At 68.5% G+C, this 12,653-nt stretch carries 11 protein-coding genes; 6 read left to right on the top strand and 5 right to left on the bottom strand.

Annotated elements, in window-relative coordinates; all coding sequences use genetic code 11:
- Window positions 1-160: 160 nt before the first annotated feature.
- Window positions 161-1,006 (bottom strand): L,D-transpeptidase family protein, encoded by an 846-nt coding sequence (locus tag OHN74_RS27595; RefSeq protein ID WP_327697277.1) that lies wholly within the window; start codon window positions 1,004-1,006, stop codon window positions 161-163.
- Window positions 1,007-1,247: 241 nt separating this feature from the next.
- Between OHN74_RS27595 and OHN74_RS27600 the strand changes: the two genes are divergently transcribed.
- Together OHN74_RS27600 and leuE are read left to right on the top strand one after the other, a co-directional pair.
- Window positions 1,248-1,826 (top strand): Uma2 family endonuclease, encoded by a 579-nt coding sequence (locus OHN74_RS27600; protein ID WP_327697278.1) that lies wholly within the window; start codon window positions 1,248-1,250, stop codon window positions 1,824-1,826.
- Window positions 1,827-1,873: 47 nt separating this feature from the next.
- The gene (leuE, locus tag OHN74_RS27605) at window positions 1,874-2,524 is read left to right on the top strand and encodes a leucine efflux protein LeuE (RefSeq protein WP_327697279.1); all 651 of its coding nucleotides are present in this window, start codon (window positions 1,874-1,876) and stop codon (window positions 2,522-2,524) included.
- Here leuE and OHN74_RS27610 read toward each other — a convergent pair.
- Window positions 2,521-3,957, bottom strand: a complete 1,437-nt coding sequence (locus OHN74_RS27610) for an FAD-dependent oxidoreductase (RefSeq protein WP_327697280.1) — start codon at window positions 3,955-3,957, stop codon at window positions 2,521-2,523. The two genes, leuE and OHN74_RS27610, sit on opposite strands and share 4 nt — an antisense overlap.
- A gap of 74 nt (window positions 3,958-4,031) precedes the next feature.
- Here OHN74_RS27610 and OHN74_RS27615 point away from each other — a divergent pair, with 74 nt between their 5' ends.
- The 3 genes from OHN74_RS27615 (at window position 4,032) to OHN74_RS27625 (ending at window position 7,172) form a co-directional block, all read left to right on the top strand.
- The gene (locus tag OHN74_RS27615) at window positions 4,032-4,715 is read left to right on the top strand and encodes a TetR/AcrR family transcriptional regulator C-terminal domain-containing protein (RefSeq protein WP_443060457.1); all 684 of its coding nucleotides are present in this window, start codon (window positions 4,032-4,034) and stop codon (window positions 4,713-4,715) included.
- 124 nt (window positions 4,716-4,839) lie between these two features.
- The gene (locus tag OHN74_RS27620) at window positions 4,840-5,826 is read left to right on the top strand and encodes a glycosyltransferase family 2 protein (RefSeq protein WP_327697282.1); all 987 of its coding nucleotides are present in this window, start codon (window positions 4,840-4,842) and stop codon (window positions 5,824-5,826) included.
- Entirely contained in the window at window positions 5,823-7,172 is a 1,350-nt protein-coding gene (locus OHN74_RS27625) for a polysialyltransferase family glycosyltransferase (RefSeq protein ID WP_327697283.1), read from the top strand. Before OHN74_RS27620 ends, OHN74_RS27625 begins: the two co-directional genes overlap by 4 nt.
- A 67-nt stretch (window positions 7,173-7,239) precedes the next feature.
- Here OHN74_RS27625 and OHN74_RS27630 read toward each other — a convergent pair whose 3' ends face one another.
- The 3 genes from OHN74_RS27630 to OHN74_RS27640 form a co-directional block, all read right to left on the bottom strand.
- Window positions 7,240-8,436 carry an acyltransferase family protein gene (locus tag OHN74_RS27630; protein WP_443060458.1) on the bottom strand — a complete coding sequence of 399 codons (1,197 nt, stop codon included), beginning with the start codon at window positions 8,434-8,436 and terminating at the stop codon, window positions 7,240-7,242.
- Window positions 8,437-8,728: 292 nt separating this feature from the next.
- Window positions 8,729-10,108, bottom strand: coding sequence for a polysialyltransferase family glycosyltransferase (locus OHN74_RS27635; protein ID WP_327697285.1), 1,380 nt, complete (start codon window positions 10,106-10,108; stop codon window positions 8,729-8,731).
- Entirely contained in the window at window positions 10,108-11,094 is a 987-nt protein-coding gene (locus OHN74_RS27640; protein WP_327697286.1) for a glycosyltransferase family 2 protein, read from the bottom strand. Before OHN74_RS27640 ends, OHN74_RS27635 begins: the two co-directional genes overlap by 1 nt.
- 198 nt (window positions 11,095-11,292) lie before the next feature.
- On the opposite strand from OHN74_RS27640, the gene OHN74_RS27645 reads away from it, so the two are divergent.
- On the top strand, window positions 11,293-12,609 hold the full coding sequence (locus OHN74_RS27645; protein ID WP_327697287.1) for a DUF6716 putative glycosyltransferase: 1,317 nt from the start codon (window positions 11,293-11,295) through the stop codon (window positions 12,607-12,609).
- Window positions 12,610-12,653: the final 44 nt, after the last annotated feature.

A 12,653-nucleotide genomic window follows, 5' to 3' on the forward strand; every position in this document is an offset into this window, starting at 1 on the left:
CTTTCGGCGACGCCGACGCAGTAGAAGGTGAGCCGACTGGTCATCGGTTCCTCGCACAGAGCCGGGGGTTCCCCCCGTACCTTCGGCTCGTGCACCTGGCGCGGGCGGGACACGTTCCCCCGGTCCCGTCCGCGCCCCAGATCCCCTCGCCACCGCGGGCTCACCAGTAGACGACGACCTTGTCGCCGTTGCTCACCTCGGCGAAGATCGCGGCGATCGCCGTCTCGTCCCGGATGTTCACACAGCCGTGCGAGGCGCCGCCGTAGCCGCGGGCGGCGAAGTCGGCGGAGTAGTGGACCGCCTGGCCGCCGCTGAAGAACATCGCGTAGGGCATCGGGGAGTCGTAGAGCGTCGACACGTGGTAACGGGACTTCCAGTAGACGTGGAAGACGCCTTCCCTGGTCGGCGTGTACTGGCTGCCGAACCGCACGGCCACCGTCGAGACGGTCCGGCCGTCGATCATCCAGCGCAGTGTCCGGCTCGTCTTGCTGATGCACAGCACCCGGCCCTTGAGACAGCGCGGGTCGGGGTAGGCGGCCGGCTGCCCGCCCATCAGATACAGCTCCCACTGTCCGGGCTCGTGCGTCATCCGCAGCAGGCGCTGCCAGGTGACCGTGTCGGTCCTCCCGGTGCGCGGCAGCCCGCGCTTGCCCTGGAAGCCCTTGACGGCGCTCTCCGTCAGATCGTCGTACGACCCGGTCGGCCCGTCGTAGAGCCAGGCGACCTGACGCAGCCGCGCCTGGAGTTCGCGCACGTCCCGCCCGCTGTCACCGCGCGACCAGAGAACAGGGGCGGGCGGTGAGGGAACGCGGGTCTCCCTCTTCGGGGTCGGGGTAGGGGTCGGTTTCGGCGCCGGAGTGGCCGTGTCGCCGGGTCTGTCGTCGGCGGGCGGGTGCGAGACCTGGATGTGCACGGGCGACCGGGGGTCGCCGTCCGGGTCCGTGGTCTGCACCGTGCAGCCGCCCAGGGCGAGAGCCGTGAGAACGGCGAACATCACCTTTCGCATGCCCGTAGTACGCAAGCCGGACCCCCCGAAGCTCATCACCTGACCCCCAAGCAAGTTACGCCGAGGCACACACCATGACGCGTGAATCGGCGTCGGGACTACCCGTCGAACCGCTGTGCAGTCCCGCCGCGCCTTCCGATGCCCTCTGAGCTGGGCGATTCATCCGAATTGGTGATCGGAAGGGGAAAGTGCACGCCCCCGGTTACGCTCGTGAAGTGTGAGCCCTGAAAAGGAGGATGCCGTGGCCGTACTGCAGCACGAGCTGACGTTGGGCGAAGCCGCCGACCAGCTCTCCCGTGCACTGCCTGGGCACCGCGTGGAGATTCTCCAGGGGAGACTCACTGTGACACCACCGCCGGACGGCTCTCACGCGCTGTCTTTGACTTGGCTTGTCGAAGCATTTGGAGGGGCTGGAGCCCGGAAGGCCGGGCTCAGGTATGTCCAGGGCATCGGCCTGTGGCTTCCTACTGCGGCCGACGACTACTCGATCCCCGACTTCTCCGTCGTCGACGAGGACTTCCGGGACGCCCTCGTCCAGAAGAACTGCTACGCCCCGAATGTCTTCCGCCTGGTTGTGGAAGTGACGTCCTCGAACTGGTCCGACGACCTCGGCCCCAAGGTCGAGTGCTACGCCGAAGCCGGGATTCCCGTCTACATCGTGGTCAACCGCAAACACGACGAGGTGCTGCTCTACCAGGACCCGGTGAACGGGAAGTACGACGTGCCCCAGCGTTTCAAACGCGGCCAGGACTTCCTCGTCCCCGAATCTGTCGGCGTCACCCTCGGCCTTTGCGTGGACACCCTCCTTGACGGCGACTGACCGAAATCTCAACCCGGAGCGTCGTACCCCCGTGCGACACTCCCCCCATGTTCGGCATAACCGACCTCCCCACGTATCTGACCGGCCTGGTCCTGATCGTCCTGCTCCCCGGCCCCAACTCGCTCTACGTCCTTTCCGTCGCCGCCCGCCGAGGCGTCCGCGTCGGATACACGGCCGCTGCGGGCGTCTGGTGCGGGGACGCCGTGCTGATGACCCTCTCCGCGGCCGGCGTCGCTTCTCTGCTCCAGACGAACGCCCTGCTGTTCGGGATCGTGAAGTTCGCGGGCGCCGGCTATCTGCTGTGGCTCGCGATCGGCATGCTGCGAGCCGCCCGGGGCATGTGGCGCACCCGGCGGGAAGAGGCCGAGGTCCAGGACGCGCCCACCGGCGCCGACGAGCAGCCCTATCGCCGTGCCCTCGTCATCAGCCTCTTCAACCCGAAGGCGATCCTCTTCTTCGTCGCCTTCTTCGTTCAGTTCGTCGACCCCGGATACGCCTACCCGGCCGTCTCCTTCGTCGTCCTCGGCGCCTTCGCCCAGCTCGCCAGCTTCCTCTATCTCACCGCGCTGATATTTGGCGGGACCAGGCTGGCCGCCGTCTTCCGGCGCCGTCGGCGTCTGTCTGCGGGGGCAACCTCGGCGGCGGGCGCGCTGTTCGTCGGCTTCGCCGTGAAACTGTCGCTGGCCGGCAGCGTCTAGTTGAGGGCGCCCACGCCCACCGCGTACTCCCGCAGCCCCTCCGCCGTCGCCCCCGCCCAGCCGACGTAGCCGTCCGGGCGGACGAGGAACACGCCGGTGCCGTATGCCTCGTACGAGAGGAGGCGGACCGTGGGGACGGGGAGCGGCGGCAGGGAGGTGGCCGTGCCCACCGTCAGGAGGGTCCAGTGCGGGCCGCGGAACGTGTCGAAGAGGCGTACGCCGTCCACCGTGCCGTCCGGGGCGCGGTCGCCGGCGTGGACCGGGCCCGGGGCCGGGCGGGTCTCCACCGTCAGTGACGAGTCGCGGTAGCCGACGGAGAGCTGCCGGGTCGCCTCACCGCGCCCGATCTCGCCCCGGTGGACGCCCGTCGAGATGCCGAGCATCCGCGCGGCGATCGGTCGCCGCTCCTCCTCGTACGTGGCCAGTAGGTGTTCCGGCGCATCACCCCTCAGGACTACGCCCAGCTTCCAACCCAGGTTGTACGCGTCCTGGACACTGGTGTTCAGTCCCTGGCCCCCGGCGGGGGAGTGGACGTGCGCGGCGTCCCCGGCGAGGAACACCCGGCCGGAGCGGAAGCTGTCCGCCAGGGCGGCGCGCGGGCGGAAGTCCGAGACCCAGCGGACCTCGGTCACGTCCTCGGGGGCAAGGTGCGTGCGGGCCGCGGCGACCTTGCGGATGCCCTCCAGGGACAGGTCCAGGTGGTCCCCGTCCAGGAACTGGGCCACCAGCTGGAAGTCCTCCGTCCCGGCCAGGGGGCAGATCGCGAGGAAGCCCGTGCCGTCCGCCCGGGGCGGGAAGACATGCCAGTTGTCTCGGTCCAGGCCGGTGATCCGCACGTCCGCCACGAGGATCGGGTTCGGGTCGACCGTCTCGCCCGTCATCCCGATCCCCAGCGCCCGGCGGACCGTCGAGCGGCCACCGTCGGCCGCGACGACGTACCGCGCCCGGACCGGCGCACCGGCGGCGAAGCCGACCGTCACACCCTCCGTGTCCTGCTCGAACCCCACGACCTCGCGGCCGAACTCCACCCGACCGCCCAGCTCCGTCAGCCGGGCGGACAGGATCTCCTGAGTCCTCCACTGCGGCACCATCCACGGCTCGGCGCCGTACGGCGAGACCCCGCCCTCCTCCGTCTCCTCCGCCGGGTCGAACATCCGGTGCTCGCCCGCCCGCCTGCCGTCCTGCCAGATCATCCCGACCGGGTACGGGCCACCGGCTGCCCGGATCGCGTCCACCACCCCCAGATCGTCGAAGACCTCCATCGTGCGCGGCTGGACGCCCTTGCCCCGCGACCCGGGGAACAGCGACTCGGACCGCTCCACGACCACCGCGTCCACCCCACGCCGTGCGAGGTCCACGGCGAGCGCCAGTCCGGTGGGACCCGCGCCCACCACCAGTACGTCAGTCCGTACGTCAGCCAGTACGTCAGTCATCACGACCATCTCCTTAACGTCGTTAAGTTGCCCTGCCCTCCGAGAGTGGGCTTAACGGTGTTAAGTTGTCAAGTGTGAGTACGGAAACACCGGGACGACCCGAACGCCGAGCCCCCCTCGACCGCAAACGCGTCGCGGACACCGCCCTCAGACTCCTGGGCGAGGTCGGCCTCGACGGGCTCACCCTGCGTGCCATCGCCAAGGAGCTGGACGTCAAGGCGCCCGCCCTGTACTGGCACTTCAAGGACAAACAGGCCCTGCTCGACGAGATGGCCACCGAGATGTACCGGCGCATGGTCGCCGGCCCGCCCCCCGGTCCCGACGTCCCCTGGGACGAGCGCCTGCTCGCCACCAGCCGCGGGCTGCGCGACGCCCTGCTCGGCTATCGCGACGGCGCCAAGGTGTTCAGCGGCTCCCGTTTCACCGGTGTCGAGCACGCCGTCCAGATGGAGGCGAACCTCCGCTGCTTCGTCGAGGCGGGCTTCACCCCGGCCCAGGCGGTGCGCGCGAACATGACGGCGTACGTCTATACGATTGGCTTCGTCACGGAGGAACAGGGCGTGCAACCACTGCCCGGCGAGCGCCGGGAAGGGTACGACGTCGAGGAGCGGGCCCGGCGGATGGCAGACTTTCCCCTGTCGGCCGCGGCCGGCGCCGAGGTCTTCCAGGACTACGACCGACAGTTCGAGGAAGGGCTGGAGCTGGTGCTCGCAGGGATCAGGGCGACGTACGCGATGACGTACGGCAAGTCGTCCTGATGCGCTGGGAGTTCGGCCGGGCCCTCATCCTCCGGGTGCTGTCCGGTCAGGACCGAGTTGACTTCCGGTGCCGAATAACTCTTACTGTCGCGGAATCTGCAGCTGAGAGAGCCCAGGTGTGCGCGTGACCAATCGTCCCCCGATACTGTCCGTTATCGTCCCTTGTTACAACATCGAGACCTATGTCTCGGACACAGTGACGAGTCTCGTCAACAACGACCAGGACGACTTCGAGTTCATCTTCGTCGAGGACCGCTCGACGAAGGACAAGACCTACGAGGCGTTGCTGGAGCTGACGAAGCGGCTGAAGCACGGCAGGGTGATCCAGCACGAGCAGAACGGCGGCCTGGCCACCGCCCGCAACACCGGCATCGACGCGGCCGAAGGCACCTACCTCACCTTCCTCGACGGTGACGACTGGCTGGCCCCGGGCTATCTGAAGGACCTCGTGGACGCCGTCCAGCGCCACGACGTCGACTTCGTGCGCACCGACCACGTCCAGGTCAACGGCATCGAGCGGGCCGTCCACCGGGCACCCGAGGGCCGCCGGAACGTCCCGCTGGACCCGCGCACCTCGATCCTCCCGGTCGACGACACCACGATGGTCGACTACCCCTACGCCTGGGCCGGCGTCTACCACCGCCGCCTCCTCGACAAGGGCCTGCTGCGCTTCCACGACGGTCTCAAGACCGCCGAGGACCGCCCCTGGATCTGGGACCTGCACCGCAGGGCCGAGTCCTACGCGGTCGCCAGCCTGCGCGGAGTCTTCTACCGCCGGGGCGTCACGACCTCCCTCACCCAGATCGGCGACGTCCGCCAGCTGGACTTCTTCCGCTCCTTCGACCTCGTACTCGCCGAACTGGCTAACGACCCCGAGGTCGGGCTGCTGCGCAAGAAGGCGCTGCGCAACTACTGCGTCGTCATCGCCCACCAGCTGCTCCAGCGCAGCCGGTTCGACCGGCCCACCGCCGCCAAGCTGCGGCAGATGAGCGCCGACGCACTGAACAAGATGTCCGAGGACGAGCTCCAGGCCGCCCTCATCGGGATGGGCGAGCAACGCGTCCATCTGCTGCGGCGCGTGCGCGGCGGCATGAAGGGAATCGCGGCATGATCCAGATCTTCTTCTCGGCGACGCAGTACGCCGCGGCGACCGTCACGGCCGCGATCCGCGCCGGCCTCTTCGGCCCGCGCGAGGACCACCGCCGCATCCTGGTCGTCAGCAACACGGCCGCCATCCCGGAGGTCGGCACCCCGCTCGACAGGATGGCCGGCTTCGAGAAGCTGCGGCCCGAGTTCGACGAGGTGCGCTCCTGGAACGAGTTCATCTCCCCGCACCACCCGGCCGGCTGGTCCCCCCGCGCGCAGGACGCCATCATGTGGGAGAAGGCCGTACGCCTGGCCTGGAACCTCGGTGACGAGCCCGTCGAGATCGCCTGCGAGTCGATCCAGGCGAACCCCTCACGCGCGGTCGCCGAGATCTTCGCCGACAGCCCGATCCACGTGTACGCGGACGGCCTGATGAGCTACGGCCCCACCCGCAACCGCGTCCCGCACGGCATGAGCAGCCGCATCGCCCGCGTGCTGCACCTCGACCTCATACCGGGCCTTCGGCCCCTGCTCCTCGCCGAGTACGGCGTGGAGCCGGTGCCGATCCCCAACGAGCCGATCGTCGACGTGCTCAACGAGATCGGGGAGCAGGGGGCCGACATCCTGGCCGCCCGCATCCCGGCCGAGAACCCCCCGACGGCCGTGCTCCTCGGCCAGTACCTGTCCGCCATCAACCTCATCACCCAGGAGGAAGAGGAGGAGCTGCACGTCCGGATGCTCCGGGCCGCGGCCAAGGCCGGTCACACGGCCGTCCTGTTCAAGCCGCACCCGAGCGCCCCGGCCGCGTACTCCACCTCCCTGCAGAGCGCCGCCACGGAACTCGGCGTGCACCTGAGCGTGCTGAACGAACCGGTGCTCGCCGAGACGGTGTTCGCGTACCTGAAGCCGCAGCTCGTCGTCGGCTGCTTCTCCACCGCGCTGATGACCGCCGCCACCTTCTACGGCATCCCGGTCGCCCGCGTCGGCACGGAGACGCTCCTCGACCGCATCACGCCGTACGAGAACAGCAACCGCATCCCGCTCACCATCATCGACGCGGCCCTGCCCGACGCCGAACGCGACCTCGCGTCCAGCATCGGCACGCCGTCCGACGATCCCGGGCTCGTCGAGCGGCTGTCGCCGCTGGTGAAGGCGGTCGGGTACTGCATGCAGTCCCGTAAGCACCCGCAGCTGCGCGACGAGGTCGCCGCCTGGCTGGCGGTCCATCTGTCGGAGAACGCCCACTACTTCAAGCGCCGCCGCCTGACCAGCCTCCGCCTCCCCGGCGGCAGCACGGTCCGCGCGGAGACGCTGCGGCGCAACCCGACGGTCCGCAAGGTCGTGAAGAGGATCAGGGCCGCGCAGTCCTGACGGGCATGAACAACGAGGAGGCCCGGGGTCGGTGTCCGACCCCGGGCCTCCTCGTGTGCGCTGTCCGCTACGCCTGCTTCAGCTTCTCGCCCAGCTTCTTCGACTGGAGCGTCATCGTCCGCTTGAGCCGGGAGCCGAACGGCCTCTCGATGAACCTGTGCATCAGCCAGGCCAGTGACAGCAGGCCCGCCACCGACGCGAGGATCGTCAGGTACGGGTCGAGGCCCCAGCCGCGGTGCAGGACCCGGATGAAGAACCAGCCCAGGTGCTCGTGGATCAGGTAGAAGGGGTACGTCAACGCCCCCGCGATCGTCAGCCAGTTCCAGTTCGCCCAGCGTGTCCAGCCCAGTGCCACCACCGCCACGGAGGCGAAGGCGAGCAGCACGATCAGCTGGATCACGTACGGGTTGCGGGAGAAGTCGCCCTGCGCGCCCGGGTGCCACAGCGCCGTCACCGAGTAGCGCTGGCCCAGCAGGTACGACATGCCGACGATGCCCCACAGGAGCAGGTCGCTGCCGTAACGGTGGATCAGGTAGAGGGCCAGGCCGCCGATGAAGAAGGGGGCGTGGTCACGGAAGGTGAGTTCCGAGATCAGCGGGTTGTCCGCGACGCGGGCGAAGGCGCCGGCCAGCGTCCACAGGATGCAGAAGGTCACCACACGGCGGTAGGTGACGCCCTTCCAGACCACGAACAGGGCGAACAGCACGTAGAACTTGAGCTCCACCCACAGGGTCCAGCACACGCCCAGGACACGCGAGCTGCCCAGCGGCTGCTGCATCATCGTGAAGTTGAGCAGGAACTCGTCGGCGCGCACATGGTGAACGACCACCGGCATCAGGAACGAGGCGGCGGTGACCATGACGAGCGCGACCCAGTACGCCGGGTAGAGGCGCGCGATGCGCGAGCGGAAGAAGTCGCCCAGCGTCTTGCCCCAGCTGCTCATACAGATCACGAAGCCGCTGATGACGAAGAAGAACTGGACCCCGAGGCTGCCGTAGGTGGCGAACTGGGACAGGGTCGGGAACATCACACCGGGCGACTGGTTCCAGGACTCGGCGACCGTGCCGTTCTTACCGGCGAAGTGGTACATGCAGACCATCAGCGCGGCCACCAGCCGCAGCCCGTCCAGCGCCCTCAGCCGGCTGACCGGGCGGGCCTTCTTGCCCTCGGCGGAGGGCGGAACGGCCGGTTCGGCACTCCCGGACCGCGGGCCCGGCGGCGGGCCCGGTAGCGGGGGGGCCATGGTCTGATCGGCCGCGGTCATCGGGTGGCCTTTCGCAGCTGGGACAAGAGAAACAAGAGAAACTGACTCATCGACGGCAACCAGGAGAGTCAGGGGCAAGCCAAAGAGGTAGCACAGAACTCTCACGGATGAACAACCGGTCAGCTCATTGACGTATGCATGCACGCGTACGGGCAGGGACGCCCGCGCGTACACACACCTACGCGTCGCCACCCGTCCGTATACGAAACGGGGGCGACGCGTTCGGCAGATTAAATCTTCGCAGTGTCCGTTGTCACAGATTCACCGGTTCGCGGATTCGTGACTCGCCGGTTCACCGCTTGACGGTCCTGCTGAGCGCCCGTGCCCTGCGCGCGATCCGGCGTACGGTCGCGTTGCGCGGGATGAACGACAGCTGGGACGGCAGGGCGCCGGGCAGCGCCAGCGAGGTCAGACGGCGGCGCTTGAAGTAGCGCCAGGTCTGCTCGGTGAGGTGCTTGGAGAGGTAGGTCTCCGCCTCCGGGCGCAGCCGCGGATAGATCCGGGGCTGCATGCAGAAGCCGATCGCCTTGACGAGGCCGGCCAGGTTCTTGCCGACCTGCTTCTCCGACGGCATCGACCACTTCTTGACGGCCTTGGTGTCCGCGAGGTCCGGCAGCAGCAGGTCCACGATGGTCAGGGGCACGCGGTTGCTGTTCTGGTACGGCGTGATCTTCTCCAGCACGGTGTCCGTGCCGACCCGGGCGACCGGGATGCCGTACAGACCGGCGGCCGTGAACAGGCCGGTCGAGAAGCAGCCGACGACCAGCGCGGGGCGCAGCCGCTGGAAGAGGACCTCGGCGAGCACGGGCCGGTCCAGGACGGTGAGTTCCGCGCCGAGCTTCTTCGCCTCCGTCTCCAGGGACCGAGACCAGGCCGTGGGCGCGGTCGGGTGCGGCTTGAAGACGAGCGAGAGGTGTCCGGCCTTCACCGCACCGCGCACCATGCGCAGATGCAGTTCCTCCTCCTCGTGCGGGGTGAGGATGCCCAGCGCGGAGAGGTACTGGCCCAGCAGCAGCGCGGGCTGGCCCTTCGGGAGGCTCTCCCGGTTCACCGTCTCGTCCCCGGCCTCGGCGAGTTCGCCGAGCACCTTCAGGAACGCCTCGGACGGCACCAGTTCGGCGGGTACGCCGAACTCGGTGAGCAGCAGCGGGGTGAGGCCCGGGACGAGGTCGAGGTGCAGCAGGCGCCCGACGCGGGTGCCGACCAGCGCGTCGATCTTGTCGCGCGTGGGGCCATAACTTATGAGGCCGTCCGCGTAGACGTCGACGGGAGCGCCCGTGAACAACTGGCACAGCGCGAGGGCCGGGTTGACCTGCACGGACTCGACAGTCAGCTCGATGTTGTCGTCACCGAGGTTCCACAGCAGCCGCAGATGCCGCTCCCACAGCGGGACATCGTCGGCGCGCGGGCCCCAGCCGCTGGGGTGGAAGGGGGCGATCGTGTCGTTCCAGGACAGGACCTCGTCGAACCGCCCGCTCACCCGGTCGAAGCCGGACATCGCGTCGAGCCCGGGGGTGATCTCGGGGTTGGCCGCGTTGTTGGTGATCAGCAGCAGCCTGCGGTCGGCCGGCCCGAAGAGCCCGGCGTCGAGGGCGGCGGCCAGTGTGGCGGCGCCGTACAGCGTCGACGCACAGAAGATCTGCGTGGTGCGGGTCTTTTTGCTGCCGGACATCAGACGGACACCGTCCCGGCGGACGCGGAGACGGGCCTGCGCCGCACCTTCCGCAGTCGGTTGGCCCGCTGGGCGTCCATCGAGTCGATGGCCTCCGCGAGGACGTCCTGTGGCATCCGCTTCAGCGCGGCGGCGCTCAGCGAGCGCAGTTTTCGGGCCACGGCGGGTTCGAACCTCTCGATCGCTCCGAGATGATGAGCCATGATCGCGCAGTAGGTGCGCACTGCTTTCGGCAGCAGCCTATCCGCCTCGGGGTCCCGGGCCGTCTCCTCGATGACCTGGTCGAAGGCCCGGATGAAGTCGAGTTGGCGAACATCACCGATTTGGGTGAGCGAGGAGGCGACCCCACGACGGTAGAAGACGCCGAGCAGCCCCACCGCGGCGAACGACTCCGCCTCCCGGTGCAGCTTCCAGATCCACGGCCGGTCCTCCGCCGTACGCAGCCCGTCGGTGAAGTGCAGGATGCCGCGGTCGACGAGTCGGCGGTGGTAGATGCCCGCCCAGGCGTAGGCGTAGTCGACGGAGGTGGTGCGGTCGGTGGGCAGGATCGCGTCCCGCGGCGACATCACGACCCCGCGCCGGCCGTGCGGGACCCGATGGATCGCGCGCGCCCGACCGGTGCACTGGACATGGTCCGTACGAACGAAATCGCAGCCCAACTCCTCAATAGATTGGAGGAGTTGGGGGAAATAGTCGGGCGCGAGCCAGTCGTCGCCGTCGAGGAACGTGAGGTATTCGCCACGCGCTTTGTCGATACCGGTGTTGCGGGCGGTGGCCAGGCCTCCGTTCTTCTCGTGGCTGACCAGCACGGCGCCCGGCAGCTCGCGCTCTGCGCGCGCGAGGATGTCCGGAGTCTCGTCGCGAGAACAGTCGTCGACGAGGATGAACTCGAAGTCCTCGCGCGCGTTGGCGCGCAGGCTCTTCAGAGTGTCGGGCGCGTATTGCTGCACGTTGTAGAACGGCACGATGACGGAGAGCTTGACCACGAGTCCGAGGTTAGAGCCTCTCCGGCGGTCTCACTTTACCCGGGGTTTGATGTCGGGTGAACTACATGTGTCTGCCCGGTGAATCAAGGGGGTTTCTGCACGTTTGGCGTCTTGATTCAAGTCGACGCGACCCTTTGTTAACCCTTTGTTGCCTTGGGATTGGGTGGAAGCACCCCATGTCGGCTTAAGGTCTTGGGCGTGCCAGCCAGTACCACGAGCCCCATGAGGGTCGCCGTCCTCGCCGATTCCGACACTCGGTGGAAATGGGGTGCGCTCACAGCCAGCCGTATTTCTCCTGATAATTCCGACATTCATCTTGACGGCTACCTCCTCAGAGGCAGGTCCACCCCCACCGCCCGACAGCTCCAGGAGGTCGGCGTCAAGGCGGACTCGCTCCGCGAGGTGACCGCCCTGGAGTTCCTGCGGGCCATGGGCCAGGAGGAGCCGTACGACATCCTTGTGCTCGCCCTCGTCGGCGGCGGCGTCCAGGCGATGCTGCACGGTCTGGCGCAGGTGTGGGACGACACGGCCCTGCGCCCCGTCGTCGTCACCGGCTATGTCGGGGTCGTCTACGAAAAGCTCGCCGACGGGCTGCTGCTGCGGCACGGCGCCGACCTCGTTCTCGCGAACTCCCGCCAGGACGCCGACCGCTTCAAGGCCGTGTACGACGGAGTCGGTGCCGATTCGTCCTCTGTGACCGAAGTCGCACTTCCGTTCCTGGGTGGTGCGACTTACACAGGTGAGCATGGTCACCCGTACACCGTGGTGTTCGCCGCTCAGCCCTCCGTCCCGGAGAGCCGCAAGGACCGTACGTATCTCCTCGACCGGCTCGTGCAGCACGCCAGGCTGCACCCCGAGCGCGAGGTGCTGCTCAAGCTGCGCTCCAAGCCCGGCGAGCACACCACGCACATCGAGGAACTGCCCTACCAGAAACTGGCCCAGCGCGCCGACCTTCCGCCCAACTTCAAGCTCGTGTACGGGCACATGGGCGAGGTCCTGGACCGCACGGACCTGCTGGTCACCATCAGCTCCACGGCCGCGCTGGAGTCCCTGCACCGCAGCATCCCGACCGTCGTGCTGAGCGACCTGGGAGTGCGCGAGGCGCTCGGCAACCACCACTTCATCGGCTCCGGCTGCCTCGCCTCCTGGGAGCAGCTCGACGCCGGTCACCAGCCTGTTCCCGACGCCGGGTGGGTGGCCCGTCAAGGTGTCGCCGCAGATGGCTCGTACGAGACGGCCTTCGACGCCGCACGCGACAGGATCGACCGTCTTCTGGGATCCTCGAAGCTTCCGCCGCTGGCCCCGTACTACACACCGATGACGGCTCCCGGATATTTGCCGGGTATTCTCGCTCGGCACCACCTCGGCCCCGACGGCGTTCCGCTCCCCGGGGCGCCGGCCGCCGACAAGGAGCCGGGAGCGGTGCGGCAGATCGTGCGTCGCGCGGCCCGCGGCGCCTACCGGCACGGCGTGCAGCGCGTCGCGCCCGTGATCCGGCGGATGGGGGAGCTGTGACCCACCGGATACCCCGTCAAGCACGCGAAGAGCGTCAAGGAGTA

Source organism: Streptomyces sp. NBC_00459 (assembly GCF_036013955.1).
In the GTDB taxonomy this organism is placed as follows: Bacteria; Actinomycetota; Actinomycetes; order Streptomycetales; family Streptomycetaceae; genus Streptomyces.